This is a genomic window from Flavobacterium circumlabens (assembly GCF_004345565.1).
GTDB lineage: Bacteria > Bacteroidota > Bacteroidia > Flavobacteriales > Flavobacteriaceae > Flavobacterium > Flavobacterium circumlabens.
The window spans coordinates 798,113-823,730 of record NZ_SLWA01000002.1; the positions used below are offsets into that span (position 1 = coordinate 798,113).

26 protein-coding genes and 1 pseudogene are annotated in these 25,618 nt (G+C 37.4%); 17 read left to right on the forward strand and 10 right to left on the reverse strand.

What is annotated here, in order from left to right; translation table 11 throughout:
* Positions 1–15: 15 nt before the first annotated feature.
* The 5 genes and pseudogenes from EV142_RS07980 to EV142_RS08000 form a co-directional block, all read right to left on the reverse strand.
* A complete protein-coding gene (locus EV142_RS07980) occupies positions 16–249 on the reverse strand; it encodes a DUF4266 domain-containing protein (protein ID WP_132034244.1) in 234 nt (77 codons plus the stop codon).
* Positions 246–1,139: an FAD:protein FMN transferase gene (locus EV142_RS07985; RefSeq protein WP_132034246.1), complete on the reverse strand. Its 894-nt coding sequence runs from the start codon at positions 1,137–1,139 to the stop codon at positions 246–248. Before EV142_RS07985 ends, EV142_RS07980 begins: the two co-directional genes overlap by 4 nt.
* 40 nt (positions 1,140–1,179) lie before the next feature.
* Positions 1,180–1,614 (reverse strand): thioredoxin family protein, encoded by a 435-nt coding sequence (locus EV142_RS07990; RefSeq protein WP_132034247.1) that lies wholly within the window; start codon positions 1,612–1,614, stop codon positions 1,180–1,182.
* Between the two features lie 110 nt (positions 1,615–1,724).
* Positions 1,725–2,410 (reverse strand): annotated as a pseudogene (locus EV142_RS07995) (VIT1/CCC1 transporter family protein).
* A 436-nt stretch (positions 2,411–2,846) separates the two neighbouring features.
* Positions 2,847–4,334 carry a PAS domain-containing sensor histidine kinase gene (locus tag EV142_RS08000; protein WP_238698671.1) on the reverse strand — a complete coding sequence of 496 codons (1,488 nt, stop codon included), beginning with the start codon at positions 4,332–4,334 and terminating at the stop codon, positions 2,847–2,849.
* A 420-nt stretch (positions 4,335–4,754) separates the two neighbouring features.
* Between EV142_RS08000 and EV142_RS08005 the strand changes: the two genes are divergently transcribed.
* The 3 genes from EV142_RS08005 to EV142_RS08015 all read left to right on the forward strand — a co-directional run bounded on the left by EV142_RS08005 (position 4,755) and on the right by EV142_RS08015 (position 7,343).
* The gene (locus tag EV142_RS08005) at positions 4,755–5,438 is read left to right on the forward strand and encodes an SDR family NAD(P)-dependent oxidoreductase (RefSeq protein ID WP_132034251.1); all 684 of its coding nucleotides are present in this window, start codon (positions 4,755–4,757) and stop codon (positions 5,436–5,438) included.
* 11 nt (positions 5,439–5,449) lie between these two features.
* Positions 5,450–6,868, forward strand: coding sequence for an SDR family oxidoreductase (locus EV142_RS08010; RefSeq protein ID WP_132034253.1), 1,419 nt, complete (start codon positions 5,450–5,452; stop codon positions 6,866–6,868).
* Positions 6,869–7,094: 226 nt separating this feature from the next.
* A complete protein-coding gene (locus tag EV142_RS08015) occupies positions 7,095–7,343 on the forward strand; it encodes a hypothetical protein (RefSeq protein WP_132034255.1) in 249 nt (82 codons plus the stop codon).
* 210 nt (positions 7,344–7,553) lie between these two features.
* Here EV142_RS08015 and EV142_RS08020 read toward each other — a convergent pair whose 3' ends face one another.
* The 3 genes from EV142_RS08020 to EV142_RS08030 all read right to left on the reverse strand — a co-directional run bounded on the left by EV142_RS08020 (position 7,554) and on the right by EV142_RS08030 (position 8,664).
* Positions 7,554–7,820 carry a hypothetical protein gene (locus tag EV142_RS08020; protein ID WP_132034257.1) on the reverse strand — a complete coding sequence of 89 codons (267 nt, stop codon included), beginning with the start codon at positions 7,818–7,820 and terminating at the stop codon, positions 7,554–7,556.
* A gap of 225 nt (positions 7,821–8,045) precedes the next feature.
* The gene (locus EV142_RS08025; protein WP_158286310.1) at positions 8,046–8,507 is read right to left on the reverse strand and encodes a hypothetical protein; all 462 of its coding nucleotides are present in this window, start codon (positions 8,505–8,507) and stop codon (positions 8,046–8,048) included.
* On the reverse strand, positions 8,431–8,664 hold the full coding sequence (locus EV142_RS08030) for a hypothetical protein (protein WP_132034261.1): 234 nt from the start codon (positions 8,662–8,664) through the stop codon (positions 8,431–8,433). Before EV142_RS08030 ends, EV142_RS08025 begins: the two co-directional genes overlap by 77 nt.
* A gap of 407 nt (positions 8,665–9,071) precedes the next feature.
* Between EV142_RS08030 and EV142_RS08035 the strand changes: the two genes are divergently transcribed.
* Genes EV142_RS08035 through EV142_RS08055 form a run of 5 tightly spaced genes read left to right on the forward strand, consistent with a single transcriptional unit; the run spans position 9,072 to position 13,352 of the window.
* A complete protein-coding gene (locus EV142_RS08035) occupies positions 9,072–9,899 on the forward strand; it encodes an STAS domain-containing protein (RefSeq protein ID WP_132034263.1) in 828 nt (275 codons plus the stop codon).
* 18 nt (positions 9,900–9,917) lie between these two features.
* The gene (locus tag EV142_RS08040; protein WP_132034265.1) at positions 9,918–10,316 is read left to right on the forward strand and encodes an STAS domain-containing protein; all 399 of its coding nucleotides are present in this window, start codon (positions 9,918–9,920) and stop codon (positions 10,314–10,316) included.
* Positions 10,297–10,710: an anti-sigma regulatory factor gene (locus EV142_RS08045; RefSeq protein ID WP_132034267.1), complete on the forward strand. Its 414-nt coding sequence runs from the start codon at positions 10,297–10,299 to the stop codon at positions 10,708–10,710. The genes EV142_RS08040 and EV142_RS08045 overlap by 20 nt, the downstream gene beginning before the upstream one ends.
* Positions 10,703–11,716 (forward strand): SpoIIE family protein phosphatase, encoded by a 1,014-nt coding sequence (locus tag EV142_RS08050; RefSeq protein ID WP_132034268.1) that lies wholly within the window; start codon positions 10,703–10,705, stop codon positions 11,714–11,716. The genes EV142_RS08045 and EV142_RS08050 overlap by 8 nt, the downstream gene beginning before the upstream one ends.
* 4 nt (positions 11,717–11,720) lie before the next feature.
* Positions 11,721–13,352 (forward strand): sensor histidine kinase, encoded by a 1,632-nt coding sequence (locus EV142_RS08055; RefSeq protein ID WP_132034270.1) that lies wholly within the window; start codon positions 11,721–11,723, stop codon positions 13,350–13,352.
* A gap of 254 nt (positions 13,353–13,606) precedes the next feature.
* Here EV142_RS08055 and EV142_RS08060 read toward each other — a convergent pair whose 3' ends face one another.
* Positions 13,607–14,617 (reverse strand): OmpA family protein, encoded by a 1,011-nt coding sequence (locus tag EV142_RS08060; RefSeq protein WP_132034272.1) that lies wholly within the window; start codon positions 14,615–14,617, stop codon positions 13,607–13,609.
* Positions 14,618–15,036: 419 nt separating this feature from the next.
* Between EV142_RS08060 and EV142_RS08065 the strand changes: the two genes are divergently transcribed.
* From EV142_RS08065 to EV142_RS08105, 9 genes are all read left to right on the forward strand, one after another.
* Positions 15,037–16,149, forward strand: coding sequence for a helix-turn-helix domain-containing protein (locus EV142_RS08065; RefSeq protein WP_132034274.1), 1,113 nt, complete (start codon positions 15,037–15,039; stop codon positions 16,147–16,149).
* 98 nt (positions 16,150–16,247) lie between these two features.
* Positions 16,248–17,009 (forward strand): hypothetical protein, encoded by a 762-nt coding sequence (locus EV142_RS08070; protein WP_132034276.1) that lies wholly within the window; start codon positions 16,248–16,250, stop codon positions 17,007–17,009.
* A gap of 210 nt (positions 17,010–17,219) precedes the next feature.
* Positions 17,220–17,798 (forward strand): nicotinamide riboside transporter PnuC, encoded by a 579-nt coding sequence (gene pnuC / locus EV142_RS08075; RefSeq protein ID WP_132034278.1) that lies wholly within the window; start codon positions 17,220–17,222, stop codon positions 17,796–17,798.
* Positions 17,782–18,780 (forward strand): AAA family ATPase, encoded by a 999-nt coding sequence (locus tag EV142_RS08080; protein ID WP_132034280.1) that lies wholly within the window; start codon positions 17,782–17,784, stop codon positions 18,778–18,780. The genes pnuC and EV142_RS08080 overlap by 17 nt, the downstream gene beginning before the upstream one ends.
* 23 nt (positions 18,781–18,803) lie before the next feature.
* Positions 18,804–20,396: an AAA family ATPase gene (locus EV142_RS08085; RefSeq protein WP_202978489.1), complete on the forward strand. Its 1,593-nt coding sequence runs from the start codon at positions 18,804–18,806 to the stop codon at positions 20,394–20,396.
* Complete coding sequence (locus EV142_RS08090; RefSeq protein ID WP_132034282.1) at positions 20,384–21,355, forward strand: hypothetical protein; 972 nt, start codon at positions 20,384–20,386, stop codon at positions 21,353–21,355. The genes EV142_RS08085 and EV142_RS08090 overlap by 13 nt, the downstream gene beginning before the upstream one ends.
* Positions 21,348–23,111 (forward strand): DUF58 domain-containing protein, encoded by a 1,764-nt coding sequence (locus EV142_RS08095; RefSeq protein ID WP_132034284.1) that lies wholly within the window; start codon positions 21,348–21,350, stop codon positions 23,109–23,111. The genes EV142_RS08090 and EV142_RS08095 overlap by 8 nt, the downstream gene beginning before the upstream one ends.
* Entirely contained in the window at positions 23,104–23,685 is a 582-nt protein-coding gene (locus EV142_RS08100; RefSeq protein ID WP_132034286.1) for a hypothetical protein, read from the forward strand. Before EV142_RS08095 ends, EV142_RS08100 begins: the two co-directional genes overlap by 8 nt.
* Complete coding sequence (locus EV142_RS08105) at positions 23,654–25,030, forward strand: AMP-binding protein (protein WP_132034288.1); 1,377 nt, start codon at positions 23,654–23,656, stop codon at positions 25,028–25,030. The genes EV142_RS08100 and EV142_RS08105 overlap by 32 nt, the downstream gene beginning before the upstream one ends.
* Positions 25,031–25,130: 100 nt before the next feature.
* On the opposite strand, the gene EV142_RS08110 is transcribed toward EV142_RS08105, so the two are convergent.
* On the reverse strand, positions 25,131–25,613 hold the full coding sequence (locus tag EV142_RS08110) for a hypothetical protein (RefSeq protein WP_132034290.1): 483 nt from the start codon (positions 25,611–25,613) through the stop codon (positions 25,131–25,133).
* Between the last annotated feature and the right edge of the window lie 5 nt (positions 25,614–25,618).

Here is a 25,618-nt window from a genome sequence, read left to right on the forward strand (position 1 = left end):
TTAAGCGTGTGAAAATTAGTTACAGCCGCAGCCACCGCCGCTTTTTCCTGAGTTAGCTCCGGAAGCTCCTTCGCGGTAGGATTGAAAACTGAGTTCCGTTTTTTCTATTTTCCTGTTGGAAAGCACCATTTCAGAATCGTTGATTTTTCCTTTCTGGTATTCCTTTACCGAAGTGCAGGAGGTAAGCAGAAGGACTGTAAAAGCAGCGGTACAGAACAATGCAGGGATTTTTTGCTTTGGCTTTTTCATTTTAAACGGATGTTTTTGGATGTGTAAATTTTATTATTGTCGTCAATTATAATGCAGTATAAATCGGGTATCTGATCTATTAAATACAAACCTGCCCTGATTCCCATAACCGCAATTGGAGTGGCCATTGCATCTGCAAATTCTGCATTGGAAGCGATAATGGTAACACTTTTTATTCCGGTTATTGGCAATCCTGTTTTGGGGTCAATGGTATGTGAATATTTTTTGCCATTAATGGTGACAAACTTTTCATAATTTCCGGATGTTGCCACGGCCTTATTAGAGATTTCCATATAAGAGAAAGCTGCATTGGGCGAGTCCGGATCTGCTACACCAATGGTCCATTTTTTACCGTTTGGCTGTAAACCCCAGGCGCACAGATCTCCGCTGGCATTGATTATACCACTCTGAATATTATTTTTGATTAAGATTCGTTTCGCCATTTCAGCGGCATATCCTTTTCCGATACCGCCAAAACCAATCCGCATGCCTTTTTCTTTTAAAAATACCGTTGTGTTTTCTTTATTAAGGATAATATTTCGATAATCAATAAGATGTACCATTTTTAAAGCCGTTTCAGCATCAGGCAGTTGGGTCATGGATTTGTCAAAATTCCAAAGACTTTTGTCGATACTTCCGTACGAAATATCAAAAGCGCCCTGTGTAATTCCCGAAATGCCTATAGCTCTTTCAATGAGATTAAAAACCTCAGGATCTACTTTTACAGGTTCAATACCCGCATTTTCATTGATCAGGTTGGTCTGGCTGTCCTCTTTATAGGTAGTCAGCAGTTTTTCAATTCTTCTGATTTCTTCAATCGCAAGCTCAATATTTTTATTTGCGATTTCCTCATTTTCCGCTACAACTGTAATAGTAAAGTTGTTCCCCATGAGTTTGAGGGATTGCGAATATTTTTGATTTTTCAGTATGTTACTTTTTGCTGTCACAAATCGCTTTTATTTCGGCAGTCCACTCATCCGGAGTAGTTTCCGGTTTTCCATGCCAGGTTTTAAGAACTTTTCCATCGGCATCAAGAAGCAGGGTAAGAGGGAAGCTTCCTTCTTTATTGTAAATTTCTGCTAAGTCCTCATTACGTTTAACCTGTTCAGCGGTGCCGATATTTTTCTTTTTTCTTGGAAAATCAGCATTTACAAGCAACAAATTTTTATTAGCCATTTCTGTAAAAACGGGACTTTCAAGATAGTCCCTTCGAAGTACGATACAGGGACCGCACCAGTCCGATCCGGAGAAGTTCAGCAATATTAATTCGTGCTTTTCTTTCGCGATTTTTTTGGCATTGTTAAAATCAGGTTCCCAGTTTATCGGGAGCACTGTTACTAATAAAAACAAGGTAATTAATTTCATTTTGCAGTTTGTTTTTAGACACTTACGAAATAACGACTTGTTACGGATCTTATTTTTTTTAATTGCTTAAGATTCGATTAATTTTTGATCTGATAAAACAGCTATTATTTTTAAGTGGTCTGAACCCCAAAAAGATAACCAACCAATGCAGACATTGCCATCGCAAAAGTGCCCCAGATGCAGATACGTAAAACAGCTTTCAGAGTCTGTGACCCGCCTGCTTTCGCAGCCAGTATTCCCGATAAGGCTAAAAAGAGAATCGAAAATCCGTATTGATACACCACCATTTCTTTTAAAGGAGCGAAAATAGCTACCAACAAAGGCAGTAAACCTCCAATAATAAAAGATGCTGCCGATGCAAATGCGGCCATTAAAGGATTGGCTTTTGTGATTTCATTAATCCCTAATTCATCACGGGCATGAGTGCCAAGCGCATCATGAGCTGTTAATTCGATCGCGACCTGTCTGGCTAATGCTTTGTTTAGTCCTCTTTATATATCAGGGTTAACTCTTCAAGCTCAGATTCAGGCCTATTTTGAAGTTCTAATTTTTCGCGTTTCAGATCAGCAGTTTCCACATCGGCCTGCGAACTTACCGATACATATTCACCGGCAGCCATAGAAAGTGCCCCGGCTGCCAGTCCGGCAACTGCTGCAAGTAAAATAGGTTCTCTGGTTACGCTTGTTGCTGCCACTCCAATCGCTAAACTGGTTGTCGATAAAATTCCGTCATTGGCCCCCAGTACAGCTGCCCTAAGCCAGCCACTTCTATTGATGTAATGATTTTCAATTTCCATAAGTAGTACTTTAGCAGTTACTTAAATTAGTTACAGCTTCAAAATTTGTACTAAAAGATTCTGGTAACACAAATAAGCTGTTTTCCGAATGAAGGTAATTTTCAGCAGTATCTTTGTTCTGAATTCTATTTAATTTCGAAATAAAATTAGTTTAAAATTTATAGCAGACGAAGTGAAAAACAGTAGAATGATTCTAAATGTACAGGGATAGTTTTTTAGTCTTTTTTAGCATTGTAAAAAGTAGCGGCACAATAGATTATCGCTTCTCAGGATTTGGATTTAAATTTAGAAAATCCTGTTTTAACGACATGCTGATCGTTTGGACTGCTGATCGTTATACAAATTATAATTGACCGTAGTTTAAATTTCAGTACTGGCTTAAATTGAAATATATTAAACTAGCAAAAAAAAAGGATTACTGCAAATGCCAGCTGCTTTAGATAGGGTTGTTTGTATGTTTTAAAGGCAATGTTACTATAAATTCAGCCCCATTGTCTTTTTCGCCAATAGCAGTAATTGTTCCATTGTGTCTTTTTACGATTTTTCTGCAAAGAGCAAGACCGAGACCATTTCCTTCATATTGATCTTTGGAATGCAGTCTTTCAAAAGCATTGAAAATCCTTTCATTAAAAGCCGGATCAAGTCCGATACCGTTATCTTTGATGGTGATTTTTACAAAATCAACGCCATTGATCTTTTCGTCGGAACAGCTGATAATTACTCTGGGCGGCATATCTGCTTTTGAGAATTTCAGTGCATTCTGAATCAGGTTATAAAAAAGCTGGTTGATTAAAATGGGCGCGCCTTCCATTTCAGGAAGATCACAAGTGGTTAAGATGGCACCTTTTTCTTTTATAATAAGCTCCAGGTCTGTTTTAATATTTTCAATAATTTCATTGAGATCTATTTTTTCAAAAGGCTGGATTGTTTTGTCCAGGGTAGAATAAGCTAATATGCCTTCTATAATATTTTCCATCCTGTTTGCAGACTGGTCAATTTTATGAATATACTTTCTTGAACTTTTGTAAAACCCGGCTTTCTTTTCATTATTTAAAAGGGTATTGAAAATTTTAATTTTCCGAACAGGTTCCCTTAAATCATGGCTTACAATACCTGCAAAATGAAGAAGATCATTATTGGAACGTTGTAGTTCTTCGGTATGATTGTCAACCTTTCTTTTTAACTCTTCTTCAAATGCTCTCTGCTTCTGAATATCCTGAATGATGCCTATAATAGTTTTTGGAGTACCATTTTCATCCTTTATAATTTTACCATTAATTTTTGTCCATTTTACAGATTGGTCCTCGTTGAGGATTCTGCTTTCATAGCTTATTTTTCCTGTAATCAGGGCTTCTTCATGCGCTTTTTCGCGCACAGCCAGATCATCCGGATGCAGTTTGGCAATCAGTTCTTCGTTGGTTATCTCCCCGTCAACAGACCAAATGGAGTTGAAATTTCCGGAGGTTTTAATTTGTTTTGTTGCCAGGTCTATTTCGTAGGTTCCCATACCGGAGGCATCTATTGCCATAGTAAGTTTTTCATTTGAACTTTGCAGCTGCTCTTTGGCCTGATGCAAATCCGTGACATCAGCTCCTGTATTAAGTATACCGTATACATTTCCCTTTTCATCAAAAAGGGGAATAAAACTGTAGTTGAAATAATGATCGGTCATTACACCGTCGATAACTAAATCTACTTTTTTATCTTTGGCATGAAAAGGAATTCCGGTTTTGTATACAGTCAGTGCCTCATCAAAAATTTGCTGATCCAGAATTTCCGGAAGAACGTCAAGGTAATTTTTTCCAATTACCTGATCTCCTTTTCCCCATGTCTTAATCATGGCAGGATTTGCAATCTCGATTTTTAAATTATCTCCCACGTATACTCCAACAGGCAGGGAAAGAGAGTCTACTATATCATTCAAAAGCCTCGGGTTTTGGTACATAGTGATTTTTTGTTTTTATCAGCGAATCTAATTAATTCTTTTTTGTAATTCTTTACATTACTTTAGTTAACTGTTTCACAATTTCAACTAAAGTATAATTGCCAGTGCTTTTTGTTTGTCTTTCTATTTTTAGTATTGAAAGCAGACCATTGAAATGAATACTCACAACAATCTTATAAAGTATAGCAACAGCTAATTTAAATAAAAAAGATTTTTATTTTGTTTAACTTTATGTAAAAATGTTTAAACATTCATTACCTTTAACATTTAAGGTACTCATAAGCTAAAATTGAATCAGATTGTAGTAAAAATTAGTAATGAATATCTGGTATTCATTGTGGTGGCAAGAATACCTCACTTACATCAGTCTGACCTATCATCAACTCAAATAGATAAAAAATGAATAAAATTGTAATTATCGGTGGAAGCAAAGGAATCGGCAGTGCTGTCTTACTGCAGCAGCTGGAGCATCATTTTGTTTATAATATCAGCAGGACAGTACCGGATATCGAGCATCCTAATCTCGTTCATTTTCAGGCTGATGTGCTTCAGGATGCACTGCCTGAAATTGAAAATATCGATACGCTCATCTATTGTCCGGGTTCTATTACTCTAAAACCGATTTTAAGTTTGAGCATTGACGATTTCAGGAATGATTTTGAGATCAATGTGATTGGCGCGGTAAAAGCCATTCAGCACTATCTGCCTGCCTTAAAAAAATCAGAAAATCCGTCAATTGTTTTATTCAGTACAGTTGCCGCAAAACTGGGAATGCCTTTTCATGCCAGTATTGCTGTGGCAAAGGCGGGGGTAGAGGGACTGGTAAAATCACTTGGTGCAGAATTAGCTCCGGTAGTGCGCATCAATGCCATTGCACCGACTATTACGGAAACTTCGTTGTCGGCTTCTATTTTACGAAATGACCGTATGAAAGAAAATATGATCGAGCGCCATCCGATGAAAAACTATTTGAAACCGCAGGAAGTGGCTCAAATGGTAAATTACCTGATTTCAAAAGATGCCGGATCAATATCAGGCCAGGTTTTTCAAATGGATTATGGATTAGTTACCTTTAGACTTTAACAACAAGCAATATGAAAATTCTTTTAACAGGCGCAACAGGTTACATCGGCAAGAGACTTTTACCTTTGTTACTGGATAAAGGGCACGAAGTAATTTGCTGCGTAAGAGATAAAAACAGGTTTTATTATCCGGAAGAATTTTCAAAAAATGTAAAAGTCATTGAAGTTGATTTTCTGGATCCGCAAAGTCTGGAAAACATTCCCGATGATATTGATGCGGCCTATTATTTAATTCATTCCATGTCGGGTTCCGCTGCCAATTACGATGAACTCGAAAGTATTTCCGCCAATTATTTTATTGAAAAATTAAATAAAACTACGGCTAAGCAGATTATTTACCTCAGCGGAATTGTTAACGATAAATCGTTGTCTAAACATTTATCTTCAAGAAAAGCTGTCGAGCAAATTTTACAAACGGGAATAATGGCCAGCACGACCCTCAGAGCCGGAATTATTGTGGGCTCGGGAAGCGCATCATTTGAAATTATACGCGATTTGGTAAATAAGCTCCCGGTTATGATTACGCCAAAATGGCTCAATACCAAATGTCAGCCGATTGCTATTACTGATGTTTTGGAATTCTTACTCCGATCGCTGCTAAATCCTGCAACCTATGATCAGAGTTTTGATGTTGGAGGTCCGGACATCCTAACCTATAAAGAAATGTTACTGGAGTTTGCAAAGGCAAAAAAACTTAAAAGATACATCTATACGGTACCGGTGATGACTCCGAAATTATCCTCTTACTGGCTCTATTTTGTAACCTCAACCTCCTTTAAACTTGCGTCGGCTCTGGTAAGCAGTATGAAAGTGGAAGTAATATGCAGTGACAAACGAATCAATGACTTGCTGGGAATAAAACCTATGACTTACAAGCAGGCACTTGAAAGAGCTTTGATAAAAATTAATGAAGATGCGATAATTTCAAGTTGGAAAGATTCCATGGTAAGCGGACAATTTAAAGGAAATGTCTCCAGCTATCTTAAAGTTCCCAAAAAGGACTGTTTTATTGATCGAAGAAAAAGGGAAATCATAGACAGGGATTATACCATTTCGAAGATCTGGTCTATTGGCGGAGAAACAGGATGGTACTATGCCGACTGGCTCTGGGATCTGCGTGGCTTTATTGATAAGATTTTCGGAGGTGTCGGCGCCAGAAGGGGAAGAACGCATAAAAATGAAATACATGCCGGTGATGCACTCGATTTTTGGCGGGTCGTATACGCCAATAAAAAGGAAGGAAAACTGACCCTGTATGCCGAAATGAGACTGCCCGGTGAAGCATGGCTTGAATTTAAAATTATCAATTCAACCTTATATCAGGCCGCTACCTTTAAACCGAGAGGCATAATGGGCAAGTTGTACTGGTACTCGGTACTTCCGTTTCATGGCTTTATTTTTAATGGAATGATAAAAAAGCTGATTCAATAACTTCCGGATTACATTATGCTGTGCTGTTTAAAACAGCTCAATTTCCAGATCGGAACGAAAAATTAGAGATTAAATGGGAAATCCCGCCAATACTTTACGTATAACTTTGTTGTTGATTTGATTGTTAATAAATAGTTCCTGAGAGTGTGTTAAAGTGATTTTTTCAACTTATAAATTATCTAATTTTATAAAGTAAGGAATGAAGATTAATTTTAAATAATTAAAAATGGAAAAAGCGATAAAACTACAGGTTCGTAAGGAGTTAAACAGTCAACAGCAATTCGATATTATTAAATTAAAAGGGAGCTTAATTTCCAATGGGTACACGGAGATCATTCATATTGACGATCAGGATGAAGAATTTCATATCAATTATTTTGAGACAGCGCCTGAAAATACAAATGAAGTTCAGGATTTTATCAAAGCATTTATCCATAAGGCCGAACTTACAGATACGGTAAGTATTTTTAAATAAGAATAGTGAACCCCTTACCACCAGTAATTTTTGCTGCTGAAATGATTTCCTGCCCAACAAAACGAAGCTGCCGGATAGGGAAATTGTATAGTATTGATCCTCTTAAAACTATTGCTTCAATAACGGGCAGAATTCAAAAGCAATTTTTTTACTAATGCAAAAAAGCCGATGCGTTTCTCATCGACTTCATAAACATATCTGCATTCGGTTTTACCTGATCATTAGAAAAGTTCCGGGATCTTCTTCATTCTCATCATCCATTTCTTCCCAGTCATTTTCATCATACTCTGATTCCAGATCATCCTCAAGGTCTTCTTCCAGCTCTCCAGGTTCTAAGTTGTAGTGGTTGCTGGCGGTCAGGGGAGGAACAAAACCGCTCTCGAGATAATCATCATAATTCAATAACAGTTGTTCTTCATAGGATGTCATATCACTTGCAGAATCCTCGTACGTATAAATGTAATTTTGGGATTTCATATAAATCAGTTTAAATTAATAGCTTATCATTCACCTAATTTGGTCCATTTAGATTGTTTTAAAGGTACCGTTTCTGTTACAGCAGATTTTATATAATTTTTAGGAAGGATTGCTAAATTTTCATCTGCTTTACAATCTTTAAAATAGTTTTCCAATTCATTTCTAATCCTAAAATTAAACCTCCGTAACGGTTATTACAGAGGTTTTTTTCTGTTTTGAAGCTTTTTAATCTATTTTCAGACTGTCATCACTAAAAGTTTCAGGATCAGGCTCACGGTCATTTTCATCATAATCTTCTACAAGATCATCGTCGAGATCATTGGCATCAGTTTCCTCTTCTTCCAGCTCGCTGTCATCAAAATCCTCTTCGGTATTTTCCTCATCATCTCTTTCCAGTGCGTTAGAGAATTCATTATCAAGATAATCACCGCCTTGGGCATCCTGATTAGAATCTAAAAATTGCTCCTCCTGTGTATCTTCGTCACCAAGTTTCTCCTGTTCGTATTGCTCGGTATAACTTTGATTGTCTTCGGTAGAATTATGTTCGTCCGGATCATAATTTCTGTTGTTATCTGTAATCATCGTATTTGTATTTAAGTGATAAGAAATCTTAACTGTTGGTTGCGGCACTTCCGGTGCTTCCGGCGCCGCCTGAATTGTTATTTCCTTCTTCTTTTTCTTCTTCATAACGATCCGGATCTGTGCCGTCCTCGTCACTTCCATCTTCCCAGTCACCAGTGTTAACATGTTCATTCTGATTTTTATCGTCTGCCATAGTGTTCAGCTGAGCATGATACGGGCATTTTTGAAGATCTTCGCTATTATAATTATTTACATTTTCCATGACTATATTTTTTTAGATTTTTAATATCCTAAAATTAAAGCATGTCTGCAGGTTTAGACTTACAGGAAAAATTGAATTTGTTGTTGAATTAACATGTAAATCTGGTGGCATTAGAGAAAATTCATTTTGTTCTGTAACAAAAAAAATAAAAAATAATTTTGTTTCAATTTCTGTAACAAAAAAAAAATAAAAAATAATTTGTTTCAATTCTAAAAATCAAAAAATGTGATGTGCCTTTGGACGCTATACTAAAAATGTCTTAAATACTTGCTTTCCTACTATTTTAGGAGTTGGTAAATTTTAAGTTTAAATGCATTATTCAGTTTGCATTTTTTATAAATTCAAAAATTCGCTGGATTAATTTGTATATATTTGTTTACATAATTATCCACAAAATATCACAACAAATGCAAAATAACATTCTGGGAAGCTTGAAAGAGCATGAAAACAAATTATTGGCTACATGGTCGCAACTTCTTATAGAAAATGGTTCAACTGATGGTACCACGGAGGAGGAAGAATCAAAAGAATTTACAGCGCTTTTACTCAATGCTTTACAGCATTCAAATGGAAATAGCGATTCGGAGGAATTTGAAAAAGTTCATGATTTGCTTATCGGAATTTCAAGTTCAAGAGGAAGACGCGGTTTTTCACCTCGTGAGAATGCCCAGTATTTAATTACCTTCAAGGAGGCTGCCTCAAAAATTCTTTCAGACATTGAACCGGATGCTGCTACATTGTACCACGCTAATTTACAGTTGAGCACTATTTTGGACAATATGACCATTCTGACATTCGAATCGTATATGAGAGGACGTGAAGATGTTATTTCAAGACAAATAGACGAGATCAGCGAAATTTCAACTCCGGTTATACGGGTTTGGGATGGTGTTGTAGCTTTACCTATCATTGGAACATTGGATAGTTCAAGAACACAGGTTGTAATGGAAAATCTTTTACAGCAGATAGTAGATACAGGAAGTTCTATAGCAATACTTGATATCTCGGGCGTACCTGCGGTAGATTCACTGGTAGCGCAACATTTGATAAAGACTGTAAGTGCAACGAGATTAATGGGTGCAGAATGTATCATTAGTGGTATCCGACCAGAGATTGCACAGACGGTAGTACATTTAGGAATAGATCTTACAGGTATCATTACTAAGGCTTCACTCGCAAGTGCACTTCAAACGGCTTTTGATATGCTTCAGCTTACCGTGGTAAAAAGAAAATAATAGCATAACTAAATTACTATGGAAAGAATTCCTATACTTAAGATGGGGGATTTTCTGCTGGTTACCATACAGGTTGACCTGTACGACCAATTGGCAGAAAACCTGGAGTCTGATTTGATTAATACTATAAATAAGCATAGCTCTAAAGGTGTTTTGATTGATATATCAGCGGTTTCTATAATTGATTCTTTCATGGGAAGAATCCTGGGAAATATAGCGGTTATGTCAAAAATTATGGATGCCCAGACAGTGGTAGTGGGCATGCAGCCTGCAGTTGCCATTACACTTGTTGAACTCGGATTGTCTTTGAATGGTGTTATCAGCGCCTTAAATGTTGAAAAAGGCATGGATCTGCTTCGCGCGAAAATGTACAATGGCGATAAAGAGGAGCAAGTATATGACGACGACGAACAATAAAGAAGAGCTTTTGATCATAAAAGAGCAGGATGTAGTTCCGTTGCGCAATCGTGTAAAGGACTATGGCGTAAAACTTGGGATGAGTATTTTGAATCAGACCAAATTAATTACAGCCACCAGTGAACTTGTCCGAAACCTTTTAAAATATGGAGGAGGCGGTAAAGTGATTATTGAGTCAGTGAGCAATGGACGCGATAATGGCGTACGCGTTACTTTTATTGACAAAGGCCCCGGAATAAAAGATATTGCACTGGCCATGCAGGACGGATACAGTACCGGAAAAAGCCTGGGTCTGGGCCTGCCCGGAACAAAACGACTGGTGAACGAATTTGATATACAAACAGAATTAGGAAGCGGCACTACCGTAACTATAATAAAGTGGAAAAATGGATAATACTTTTTCCGTTTACAAAATTGACGATAGAAGCTTAATTGCTTTTATAAAAAGAGAGATACATAATTTAGCCTTACAACTGGGCTTTTCCCCTCACAGGGCTGCTGAAACTGACATCATTGTTGCAGAATTGACTTCTAATCTTATTAAATATGCCAGTGGAGGAGAATTACTCTACAGGGCACATTTCAACGATGATCATAATGAAATAGAGATTTACTGTCTGGATAAAGGACAAGGAATTGAAAACACGGCAAAAATCATGAATGATGGCTATTCTACTTCCAATACACTTGGACAGGGAGTGGGTGCCATAAAAAGATTAAGCAATGATTTTCAGATTTATTCCATAAAAGGATGGGGTACTGTTCAGTATATCAAGATTTGTGATAAGTCTGATTTTTTAATTCCGCTTCCAACAAATGAACTGAATTTCTCCGCTTTGAGTGTCAATTATCCCGGAGAAAAAGTCTGTGGTGACGGATATTACGTTAAGCAGACAAAACGGGGTTTTCAAATTTTCGTAGGGGACGGATTGGGTCATGGCGTGCATGCACAAGAAGCTGTTCAGCAGGCTATCAAAGTTTTTAAACAATCCGGAGATAGTGATCCGTGTGCCATTTTAAGGGGGATCCATGATCAGGTTAAAAAGACAAGGGGCTTAGTCGCTACTATTGCCAGTGCCGATTATAAATCAGAGCATTGGTCTCTTTGCGGTATCGGAAATATCAATACCCGTATTCATAACGGTCTGGAGAATAAAACCTATACGCCCTATAATGGTATTATAGGTCATAACATTCCCCGTACTTTAAACAACACTCTGGTTCCTTATCAAAAGCATCAGATTATAGTTATGCACAGCGATGGATTGCGTACGCGATGGAATCTGAATGATTTAACGTCAATCATCAAGCAAAATCCGAGTGTGATTGCCGCTACGCTGTACAAAGACAATGTAAGGGGAACTGATGATGCAACAGTTCTGGTTGGCAAAATAATTTAGGGTTATGAAGGAAATTTTAAAAATAAATCTTGACAATGAGATGGACCTGATACTGGCCCATAAGCGCTCGATGAAAATTGGTGAAATGTGCGGTATGCCAGTATCAGCGCAAACCAGATTTTCAACAGCGTTGTCTGAAGTGGCAAGATGTTCCATTTCCAATGGTAAAAATTCGCTGTTGGTGATTGGTATTAATGTGATCAGATCCAATCAGAAAGAAATCCTGGCGGTATTAACAGACAGTGTTGATCTGCAAAAGAGCAATCCGGAGGCTTATAAATATGCTTCAAAGATTTCCGGCAATCTGGAATATGAGTATGCTGACAACCAGTATATAACCAAATTAAGTCAGGTCATAACAGCTCCGGGACTTCTTTCAGATGTGAAAATAAAAAGTCTGGTGGATTACTTCAAGTATGAACCGCCTTTGTCTCCCTATGATGAGATCCGAAAGAAGAATATAGAACTTATAGCTCTTTCAGAGAAGCTGGCGGAAAGTGAGAACCGTTACCGGAAATTAGCCGATACAATTCCGGTTTTAATCTGTGTGGTGAATGAACGAAACCAGGTACTTCTTTCCAATAACTCCCTACAAGAATACCTGCACGCACCGCTGACCGTTTTTGATAAGAAAACCATAAGTAGTTTTATCCATTCCGGAGATGTGCAGAATCTGTTTGAAGGCTGGTCCAAAGCCAGAAGGGATGGACTTGATTTTTTTGCAGAAATCAGAATTAAAAAAGATTCTTCGTATATCTGGCATGTTGTATCGATAGTACTGAATAAAGCGGAAGACGGAAGATTTAGCAGCTGGCTGATTTCTTTTGTTAATATCAATGCACAAAAAATGGTTGTTGAAGCCCTAAAGGACAACTCGGAGCTGAAAGAGATTCAGCTTGAACTCGAAAGTGCCAATTCAAAGTTAAAATTCAAAAATAAAGAACTGGAGCAATTTGCCTTTGTGGCAAGTCATGATCTGCAGGAACCGCTGCGTAAAATCAGTATTATGCTTTCCCGTGCTGCAGAGCACCTGACAGAGGAGCAAAAATCGCTGTATTACTTTGACAAGATTACCATGGCGGCAGCCCGACTTTCTAATTTAATTTCAGATGTATTAAATTATTCGAGGATAAACAACAACGATAAATCTCCGCTAAAAGTGAACCTTAATGAAATTATTTCGGAAACACTGGATGATTTAAGCATGGTAATCGAAGAAAAGAATGCGGTATTGCATATCGACTCAATGCCTCTGGTAGAGGGTGTGGATTCTCAGCTTCGCCAGCTATTTTACAACCTGATTAATAATGCCTTGAAATTCAACACTTCCCAACCCACTGTAACTATTACCGCTGCGGTAATGTCCGCTGCAGATTCAGCTACTGTAGATATCGCGGCTCCAATAGGAAGCTACGATGTCATATCAATTGCAGATAATGGCATAGGAATGGACAGTGAGTATTCAGGTCGTATATTTGACATGTTCCAACGGTTACATGAAAGGGACCAGTATGGTGGTAACGGTATTGGACTTGCTTTATGCCGGCGTATTATAGAAAATCATAACGGGGTGCTTAATTTTACCAGTAAACCGCAGGAGGGAACCACTTTTTGGATCTACCTGCCCAGAAATTAAAATTCATTGTAATTTTTTTCAAGATACAGTAAAATAGAAGTGTGTTTTGCAAGCTCTTTCTCCGTGATTTTTTCAAATTCAACTTTATTTTAGCATACTAAAAATATTCATTTTTTTTATTATTTAGTGGTATAAAAGCCTTCTGAAATCATACGATTTCGGAAGACTTTTTTGCTTTTTATTCGAAAAAAAAAAAAAGTCTTTTTCATTGCGAAAAAGACTTTGTAATTATTTTGAGCTTTATATTTTGGTGATCAGATTTTAACGAGTTCTACTCTTCGGTTTTCTGCTTTATTAGCTTCCGTATTATTTTCTTTCAAAGGTTTTTCAGAACCAAATCCTGTTGCTTTTAAACGTTTTATATCAATTCCTTTTGCTGCCAGATCATACATTACGGTATGGGCTCTGTCCAGTGAGAGTTTCTGATTTTTGGCAACAGTACCGGAGTTGTCCGTGTGGCCTTCTATTGATAGTTTAAGGTTTGGATTTGCCTGAAGTAATGCGAAAATTTCGGCTGTAATTTTTTGTCCATCAGGCTGCAAAGTAGCTTTGTCCGTGTCAAAATTGATGTGCAAAATAGCTTTACCCGTTTTGTCAATGTCAATTTTCATTTGTTCTGCCGAATATTTTTTTATGGTTTGTACAAAATCCTTGAGTTCCATTATAAAAACACTTCCCTGTGCCGAATTGGATTGAATGTTTACGATATACTTTTTACCGTTATTTTTAAATGCATAAACAGCAAATGGGGCATCACTTTCTCTTAGAAGACCACTGGTACGATGTTTTCCGGTCCAGCTATTTTTTTCCAGTTTTGCTCTTTGGTTTTCATCCTCCGGAAAATCACCCTTATATAATTTTTTCGCACCTATTTTGTCGAGGTAGTCGTAAACACTTTTATCAAAAAGTTTCTGATTGAAATCTTTACCTTCTGCACCTTCAAAGACTAAAATTCCTAATTTACCCTCGGTACTATTAATACTGTTTCCATTATAGTTTTCCATGGTTTCGTAATCAAAAAACTCGGAAACGCCATCTTTCTCATTGGCTATCTTCAGTCCGTCAGGAGCTGTAATAAATGGGAAATTGCCAATATCCTGTAAGTCCGGGATGTCATCCCAATTTATTTCTGTTGACGATGCTTCACTATTTGTGGCGGGAGTTGCAGATACTTGCGGTTTTTGTGCTGTGTTTTCAATTTTTTCTTCTTTTTTGCAGGAAAATAAAGTAATTGCCAACAGGGCGATAATTGTTGTTTTTTTCATTTTTTCTGTTTTAAGTTATAGTACTTTTATATTCTCATGATATAACATACAACTTGCTCATGCATATCATAAAAAAGCTTCAATTATACTGTTTCTTATTGATTTAAAATAGGGTTTCATTTTTACTATAGCTAATATAGAACTATTTATGATAAGCTTTATTGTTTTATCGAAGGGAATCACACCTGATTTTACACAAAAGTTTAAAATAATCTTAACGATACTAAGTTTCTGGAATTTAATTGAAAATTAAGCCTGAAGGGTTTTAAAACCTGTCAGGTTTAGGTTTAGCTACTACATTATTATCCTATGGTTCTTTCCGGTTTTTTTTTGGAAATTACCAAAGCATCAAATACAGAGATATAAAATTCCTTTTTATATATTTGAATATCTGTAGATCATACGAAATTAAATAGAGCATGATAAATTTTCCGACTTTAATGGGTTTTACAAGCGGTACTGCTTTTTTATCAGGATGCTTGCTTTTAGCAAAAGCCCGGAAAGTCAATTTACGGGCTAATATTTGTTTGGGATTATTTATGATTACGCTGTGCTTAGCGATTCTCGAAATACCTTTATTTGCGCAAAATTTCCACTTAACGAATCCGCTATTATTTGAAATCATTGGGTTATTGCGTTTTTTGACAGCACCCTTACTTTACTTTAGCGTAGTGTACTTTACCTCTTTTGAAAAAAAAACGGAAAGGAAAGATTTGTTGCATTTACTGCCTTTCCTAATTTTTCTTATTTTCAGAATTCCGTTTTTTATCACCGGAAAAAATATAGATTTTAGCTATCAAACCGGCAGAATTGTATTTTTTATACTTCAGATTGCTTTACCCTTACAGACTGCCGTTTATTGGTGTTTGTCGTTTATAAAGTTGCAAAAACACATCAAAAATGTAAAACAGTTTTCATCTCTTCTGGACAAAGTAAATCTGAACTGGCTGAAGTCTTATTTATTAATTGTATTGATTATCCTGATAGTCTGGCTCAATCTTGTATTTTTTAATTTAAAATCTTTAATCAGCTATACGCCTCTGGTATATGTACTGAGCATTTTTTTTCTGTCTTTTTTTTCCTTAAAACAAGAAGAAGTTTTTAGTTACAGCAAGATCGAATTAAAAGAATTGGCAACTATTGAAGAGTATAAAAAAGACAGCCCTAAAAGAGTTGCCGGTGCCCGATTGACTGAACTGGAAGCCAGACTGAAGAGTCTTATGGAGATTGAAAAAGTATATCTTGAAAATGATTTAAGCCTTCCGAAACTTGCCGGGATGCTGCAGGCGAGCTGCAATGAAACTTCTTTTCTGATCAACGAAAGGAATCAGGATAACTTTTATAATTTTATAAATAAATATAGAATTGAAGAAGCAAAAAAACTTTTATTGTCCGATAGCTGTAACCACTTAAACATTGTCGGGATTGCTTTTGAATCTGGTTTCAATTCCAAAACTACTTTTAATACCACATTCAAAAAAAGCACAGGATATTCGCCAACTGCGTTTATAAAAGCCAGTAAAACGGGTTAACCATAGAAATTTAAAATAGGTTCGAAAGGGTACATCGGAACAATTCATACAGGATTACTATTCAAATTTGCGGGATATTAATTCAAAATCGAAAAACCATGTCAGAATCATTTTCCTTAGCGTTTTCAAATTCATTATTTAAAAAAAGCATCACTTCCTTCATCTTCGGGCTTGAGTTTTCGGCCGTAATGTTACTTCTGGGTAACGGAGGTAATGTTCCGTGGCTCCCTCCGGTGTTGGTGTTTTCTGTTATCGGATTTTTTTTAGTAAGCAGCCTATTGTTTCCGTTTATCTGGCATTTTTTAGAACGAAGGCAAAAAGTTAATTCTGAAAAAATATTCGGCTTTCTTTACGGGGGGATTCGTTATTGTACAGCTTTCAATTTAGCTGGTTTTGGCTGGAAAAAGTACTATGGTCTTCAATTTGTCGTGCCGGAAGAAGTTTCCAACAGGGCTATGAACCAGCAGACAGGCGAGTGGCTTACCTGGTTTTATTTTGGATATTCGCATACGTACGGAATCTTAATAGCCTCCATTCAAATAATAGGCAGCACTTTACTCTTGTTTAGGAAAACACTGCTTTTTGGAGCATTAATTCTGTTTACCTTACTCTTTAATCTTACGCTGATTAATATTTTTTATGAGATGAATGCCGGCGCACTGCTTCAATCTATACTCTTGACAATAGGGGTTTTATTTTTGATCCTGCCTGATTATAAAAAGCTTATTACTTTCTTTTTTGAAACAAAAACATTGCTGCCATCTTTCCATTTTAACAGACTTGTAAAAAATGCCATTCGCATTTCGGTTCTGGTGTTATCATTAGCTTTTACGATTTACCTAAAGTCATTAATTAGATAAAGAGCTCGTGATTTCAAATATCCTTTTTAAATCCCATTTCTAACGAGATGGGATTTTAATTTTTGGTTCCGGGAGGAACAAATTTTAAACCATTTTCTGCCCTGTAACTATTAAAGTGTATTTTATGGCTGTAATTCATTTCAAAAAATCAAATGTTATTCGGAACAATTAAAAGTTTCAATTCATTATTATATCTTAGCATCTATAATTATGGATACAACTTTAGAAATACTTGGCGCTATCTTCGGTTTTTTGGCCGTTTACTTTACGATCAGACAAAATATCTGGTGTTGGTTTTTTGGTTTAATTCAGGTGATTATATATTGCTTTGTTTTCTACACCTCAAAATTGTATTCAGATATGATCCTGCATATTATTTATATAGTGCTGCAGGTATTCGGATGGTACAGCTGGAAGTATGGCGGTTCCGATAAAGGAACATTACGTGTAACCCTGATTACGAACAGTAGTTTCTGGATTGGTTTAACAGTTGTACTAACGCTGCTTGTAGGCTATATTATGCAAACCAGAACCGATGCCGCTTGTCCCTATCTGGATGCTTTTATAATGGTGGCAAGCCTGGTTGCCCAGTACCTGATGATAAAAAAAGTATTGGAATCCTGGTTATTCTGGATTGCAGTTGATGTGGTTGCTATTGGCGTATATGGTTATAAAGCTTTATATTTTACAACAGTATTGTATGTGCTTTTTCTGATTATGGCTATAGTGGGTTACTTCGAATGGAAAAAAGCACATACAGAAGAATTTATTTATGACAGACAAACATAAAGTTGGGTTAACACTGGGCAAGTTTGCACCTTTTCATAAAGGGCATCAGTTCCTGATAGAAACAGCAATTAGCGAGGTTGATGAATTAATAGTACTGATTTATGATGATCCTGTACTAAATATTCCACTGGCAACCAGAGCAGGCTGGATACGGGAAATATATCCGGAAATTTTGGTCATTGAAGGTGTAAATTCGCCCAATGATACGGGTTATACGGCTGAGATTATGAAAATTCAGGAAGACTATGTCTTATCCATTTTAGGCAATCGTACCATCTCCCATTTTTATTCGAGTGAGCCTTATGGTGAGCATATGAGTATTGCGCTGAAAGCTTTAAACAGGCAGGTTGATGTGAGTCGCAAAACCATTCCTGTATCAGCGACAAAAATCAGAGAGAATCCCTATCAGTACAAAGACTTTGTTCATCCTAAAATCTACAAAGATTTGATTACGAAAGCCGTATTGCTGGGTGCCCCGTCAACGGGTAAAACGACTTTGACCGAACAATTAGCTGTTCACTTTAATACCCAATGGATGCCTGAATATGGAAGAGAATACTGGGAAAAGCATCAAATAAATAAAAGACTGACCTTAGAAGATCTTCTAAAAATAGCCGAAATCCATATCGGGAAAGAAGATGCTTTGGTGTTGCAATCCAATCGGTTTTTATTCTCTGATACCAATGCCATTACGACTTATTTATTTTCACTGGATTATCATGGAAGTGCTCTTCCGGAACTGGAAAATTTAGCAAAAGCGGCAGAAAGCAGGCACGACATCATCTTTTTATGTGATACCGATATTCCTTATGATGATACCTGGGACAGATCCGGAGAGGTTAAAAGAGAAGTATTTCAAAAAATAATAATCGAAGATTTAGAGGCCAGAAATCTTAAATATCATATGCTCAAAGGCACCGTTGCAGAAAGAATTGAGCAGGTGTCAAAAGTATTGTCTGCTGCAGAAAACAGTAAATTTTAAATAACCCGGAAACAAAATATAGCATGTCTGATCTGATCAATAAAACAATGGGATTTTTTAAGAAAGTCCCTGAATCGCCTACGAATCCGCAAGATGCCTCAAAAGATAATAAATTTCAGATAGAAGATCTTTATTCAGGCGATATTCCTCAAAATGAATCCAATGATTCCATTACTTTAGATGAAAAATTGCGTCAGGCGTATTTCTGGATCACTAATATTGCCATTATCAGCCCGTATTATGATATAGAATTCAATGATGGCGATCCTAAAAAGTTTTTGTTTGGAGACAGTAAAGTACCGGTTTACCTGCCAACCGACCAAAGTTATTCCAGTTTTGTATTAATGCCTTTATTGAATCTGGCTGCCAGGGGTAAATGCCTCATTGTGGGTGGACCCGGTCGTGGAAAAACAGCTACTTCGGTTTTGATGGGTTTATTGGCGGGCTACGATAAAAAGGATGTCATGCGTGCCATTCAGCACGGTCAGCCTCAAATGACGATTTCAGATTTATTAGGGCATCCGTTACCTTCAGATATGGTAAAGGCCGAAAAGACTTCGGATATTAGAATTGCGTGGCGAAAATGGCTCGGCATGCGCGTGAAAATTATTGATGAATACAATCGAATTCCAACCCGGACACAATCTGCTTTACTAACCGTACTGGCCGATAACTATGCTGAAATTTTCGATCAGATTTATGAATGTCCCGAAGGTGCCTGGTATCTGACGGCCAATGATGATGCCGGCGGCGGAACCTATCAGGTTATTGAAGCCTTAAAAGACAGGATTGATATCGTGATCAGGGCTATGCATTTTAATACGCGGTTTATTGACGATTTATTACAGCGTATTGAACTTAATTTTAAGCCGGAAGCGATCATTCCCGAAGAAATTATTTTTACGGAAGAGGAACTGGATACCATAAACAAACAAATCAGAGGTGTACAAATAGAACCCGAATTACGCAAACGTATCGAGTTTTTCTGCCGTCAGTTTGAATTTTTTGAACCTGCTTCCAATCGATTGGAATACATGACCAAAGACACGGCAAAATTGTCAGGTATGGACATGCGTTCCCTTTTTAGAAAAGAAACCGGAAAGGATCAGATTAAAGATTTAGGTTCACAGGCGAAAAATGGTTTGTCTGTTCGAAAAATCATGACTTTATTGATGTTCTCCAAAGCTTTGGCCTATTTCAGGGGGAATAAAAAAGTAGAACTGGAAGATATCCGACAGGTTTTACCATTCGTTTTGCACGATAGCCTGACACCACATTTAGAATCGCCCTTTTTTGACCAGGCAGGGAATGAAGTTTACAGAGTAGATCGAATTGTATGGCTGCGAAATTTATTCGATTTGTCCTGCGATGAATATGTGAGTCAGGATTTAGACAGAAATGATCCGGTGGATACCTTCGAAGCCGAATTTAAAAAAGGACTCGAAAATATATCTTCAAAAGAAATTGACAATCGCCTTTTAAATATCGAAAAGCAATTGCAGAGATGGTCGGAAGAGAAAAAGTTGTACGGGTACAGGGCAGATGATATTTTAAAATTAAAATACCTGCACCAGCGTTACACCAATTATAAAAGATGGCTGCAATGGAAAAAATAAGCCTTCCGGAACTCATATCAGAATTAAGCGATAACAGCGTGTTGTACAATCAATGGTACAAGGAAAGCGAAATGAAGTACGGCAATTTGCCTGCTCCACTTATTGCCTGCTGGATGACAGAAGTGGTTGAACCCATAGTAAAAGCAGCAGTTAGCATTAATTCAGCCTCAGAAAAGATTCATGAAGTTGTAAAAGCGCTGTATCTGGAATCCTTAAAATTAATCGGAAGCGGATTGCTCCTCCGTTATAGGGATGAATATAAAGAGGCGTGGCTTTTACTGGCAGAAATGCCTAACCTGACAGTGAAATTTCCAACAAAAATGATTTCATTACTGAATGATGTACTGGTAAACCTCCATAGGTATGCGCCGGAGAAAAGCATAGCGTGGTGTACACTTATCGGTACCAGCAGTTCTGAAATTAAAACAATAGAAGATTTTAAAATTGTGGGACGTATTTATGCCTGGAACTGCGGTTTGGCCCATTTAAGAACTCGTTTAAAAACGGATTTCGGGGAACTTTCTGAAAATCTGCAGCAAACCATTGTCACTACCATAGGTACAGCTGAAAATAACAGCCACCTTTTTAAAAATGCATGGACAACTACCAATACAAAATTTGAAGGGGTTCAGGGAGGTTTTAAAGGCACCACCGGATTTTTTGAACATCCGCCAGTGCTGGCACAGATTGGGGAACATATATTTGTAAGTGATTCTAATAGCAGTTACGCCCTTTTTGCAGACCAGTTTGGCAAAGTATTACTTCCGGCCGCTTCTGTTGATTCGGCGTATATTGTATCTATTTCCAAACGATCTGAAACCCTGGAGAAATGGCTTGGAAAAGACAATGAAAAAATTGACGCACCCACTATTTCATCTGTTGTGGTCACAGAAGACACCTTGGTTTTCACCTTAAAAAACTCCTATTTTTTATACCTGTACAGTCTTGGAAATGCATAATCAATCTGAAATAGAAAAAACACTGGCCTTGTGGAAATCGCATTGGCAGCCGGCAAAACTGGAATGGAATCCGCTGTTGCGTTTACAGGAACCTATCTGGTGTTTATCAAATGAAGAGGCCGTGAAAGAAGGGCTTACAGGAAGTTTTGCAATGATCCGGTTAACAGATCATCGCATTGTGATTAATTTAGAAGAAATTGTACAGCGCGGTATTACCGATTATGCTACTGAAGTACTGGCGCACGAAATTGGACATCATATTTTTACGCCTGCCAATTTATACGACAACGCCATCTTACTGAATCGTATTCGTTTTGCGCTTCCGGGTATTGAGGACAGGGCACCTATGGTCTCTAATTTATATGCTGATTTTTTAATCAATGATAAATTACAGCGTATTCATAAATTAAGAATGTCGGAAGTGTATCAAGCGATTAATTCAGAGGATACTTTTTCTGAATTTTGGACGCTGATGATGCGTACTTATGAGTATTTATGGCGTTTAAACCGGGGTGAATTGGCAACAAATTTATCTTTCCACAGTAAAAAAATAGATTCTGATGCCTCCTTATTAGCCTCTTTGGTCAGAAGCTACTCCAAGAACTGGATTCATGGCGGCGGTCGTTTTGCAGTGATGTTATATCCGTACCTGATGGATGACAAAACCTTTCAGGATTCCCGTAAAAAGATTTTAATACTATTAGATGCAGAAGATGCAGGGAAGGGAGCTATGGATATTGCAGGTATGACCCAACTCGATTTAGAAGGGTATGATGAAGTAATTGATATGCGAAAAGAAGCCCTGAGCTTAAAAGAAGAAGAGGACGCTAAAAAGAAAAAGCAAAGTTTAGGCATCGAAAAAAATAGAGCAGGTGGGGAAGGGCCCCGAAAGGGCTATATAGGCCCCGGAAATTATATTGATTTGATGAAACAGGTCAATCCAAACGCAGACGAACAGCGTCTGGTCAATGCTTATTACAAAGAAATTGCCTTACCGCATTTAATTGATTTTCCTGTGGAAATTTCTGAAAATGTATCACTGGATCTGCCGGAAGGACTGGAAACCTGGGATATTGGCGACTCGATTGAAGAAATGGACTGGCTGCAGTCTGCCATTTTATCACCGACCCTTATTCCGGGATTAACGACTCAAAAGAGAACGTTCGGTTCCGATTCTGACAACAGTATTTCAAAAAGTCCCTTAAATGTATATATCGGGATCGATTGTTCGGGTTCGATGATGAATCCGAAACAAAATTTTTCGTGGCCGGTTTTGGCAGCTGCCGTTATAGGTTTATCTGCCTTACGCGCAGGAGCAGCTGTTATGGGATGCCTTTCCGGTGAGCCCGGAGATTATCTTGAAACGGATGGTTTTATTACAGACGAAACAGATTTACTGACCACTTTAACCTCCTATTTGGGTACCGGTTATGCCTACGGAATGGAACGATTGCGAAAACCATTCGAAGAAAAACCAAATAAAAAATCGCATATTGTAATCGTCACCGACAATGATATCTTTAGTATGCTGGATGCCAATACAGGAACAGAACAAAGCCATTGGGAACTGGCCGAAATTGCCTTAAAAAATGCAGGCGGGCACGGAACTATGGTTTTACATTCTCAACCCGATTATCATAAAGACTTCGTGATCCGATTAGAAAAAATGGGATGGAAGGTCTGTTATGTTACAAATGAAGCAGAACTTTTAAAGTTTGCACTGGAATTTTCACAACAAAATTATGCCTATGTCTAAGTATGATGTTTTTGAGCTGGTGACCTATTTACGAAAATGTCCGGATTCCTTTTTAAAACCCTCTGTCTTTTTTTCGAAGGAAGGAATAGATTCTATAGCTTTGGTGTGTGATACCTACAGGATTACAGGAAATATTTTTTTAAAAAGGGATTTTAATATACCAGCGGATGCCAGTCTAAAGGCTATTACTGACAACCATTGGCGGGCCATTCATATTTCTGCCTGGTTATTGTGTCATTCCGATTTTAGAAATGCACCTGTTATAGAAGACAAATTGTATTTTTTTTGGTTTGAAGAATTACGCAACGCTTCGGCTTATGTAAAATTTAACGATTGGATTACTGATGATGAGCGTGCGGAGGAAATGGTGAGATTATTGCTAAACTGCTGTGAAATTATCCCTAACGGAGAAAATTATGATGAAGCTGCAGATAAATTATCCTCCATAAACAGTGCGGACCGACATAAAGTTCTAAAAGAATCGTACGAAGCACATGAACGAATAATGAATATTAAAAGAGAGATGGCAGAAAAAAAAGCCCGTGAAGCCGCAAATACCTATGGACGCGAGTAGTGGTCCGCAAATAGCGTTAACAGACAAGGAACGTTTTCCTTTGCTGGATGATTTAAGTTTTTTAAATGAACTTAGACAGGATGTGTTTGCTCCAAAATTTAATTTTAAAAGCGGTGACCGGTTAAATACGGGACAGCTTTCAAAAGTGAAGGCGTACCAAAAGAAATATTATGATAAAAAAGTATTTTGGAAAGAAGGGCAAACTCCAATTTGGTTAACAGACTATTTAAAATGGTGCCTTAAAACAGTACCCTTTTACCAGAACAAAGGGAATGACTTCGATTCTTTTCCCACGACTTCCAGAGAAGATATCCGAAAGTCTCCCTATTTATTTGTTTCCAATGAGGCCAATTTAGACGAACTATTGGTGTATCATACTTCCGGATCTACGGGGCCGAAGTTAGATGTACTTTTTGATGCGGTATCCCAGGCTGCCTGGTTGCCACAAATAGAGTCCGTTCTTAAAGAGTTTAATATTGCTATTACAGAAAGTAAAAATACCACGGCTATTGCTTTGATCTGTGCCCAGGAAAAAACATTGACATACGCTTCTTTATCCGCTTATCTGCAAGGAGCCGGTGTATTAAAAATAAACCTGAATCCGTCAGATTGGAACCATCCAGAGGATGTTACAAAATATCTGGAGAAATACAATCCGCAAATCCTGACCGGCGATCCGATAGCTTTTATGGCATTGTTGGATTTACAGCCGCAATTAAAACCAAAAGCGCTTATATCCTCGGCGATGAGGCTGACAAAAGGGACCCAAAACAAATTGGAAAATTATTTCAAATGTCCTGTTATCGATCTTTATTCGTTAACAGAGTGCAGAAATATAGCGTATGCGACCAAAAACGGACATCAAGTGATCCGGCCGGACTTATACTTAGAAATTTTTGATGAACACAATGATGTGCCGCTTCCTTATGGCGAAAGAGGCGAGTTAGTCGTTACGGGAGGCAACAATCCGTTTCTGCCCTTAGTACGTTACAGAACGGGCGATTTTTGCAGTTTAAAAATAGAAAACGGTATTCCGTTTTTAGTAGATCTGGAAGCACGAAATCCTGTCGTTTTTTTTACAAAATCAGAGGTAAAAATCAATAATATCGATATTTCTAATGGTTTATCACATTTGCCTCTGGCAGGTTTTAAAATGCATCAGAGAAAAGACAAGCTGATTCAGTTTACAGGATATTCTAATAAAGTTACCCCAAAAAAAATTGTTGACCTGTTGCAGCTCATTTTTAAAAATGATATTGAAATCCATGCTGATATTCAAAAAATAGGTCAAAATAATACGGTAGAAAAATCGCAGTATACTTCAGAATTGACAGGCAATTCATAATCCTGTCCTAAAAAGTCAAATAGAAACGGGCTTGCCAAAGAGCAGGTCAAATCCTCAATTTTTAGGGACTGAGGATTTTTTTTAATGCTACTTTAAGAAATTATTCTTTTTTATGCTCAAGCTCCACCTTAAATTTACCCAAAAACGGACTGTCAGCCATTAACGAATGTCCAATTACTACAATATAATTTCCTTTTTGCTTTACAGGGATTTTCAAATCCATTCCAAAGGGACCGTCTGAGGTTTTATCAGGAAAGATAATTTGGTTGAAACGGATGTTTCCCTTGCCTGTAGTCGGAATAATTTTTGCGGCTAATTCACCTGAATCTTCATTTTTAAATTTAACGTACACTCTCGGGTGAATGGAATCTAACAGGCCTTCAGCTGTAAACAAACCTTTTTCATTTTTAAAATTCATGAAGATAGTGTCGCCAGTTTGTTTGTTCTCCTCTTCTTTGTTTTCCTTTTCGTTATTCTTCTCTGTGAGCACAGGCTCTGAAGTTTGAACAGGAGCATTTTTATTTTCTTTTTGCTGACAGGAGAAAAAGAAAATGGATAAGAGAAGGATTGAAATATTTTTCATAATAG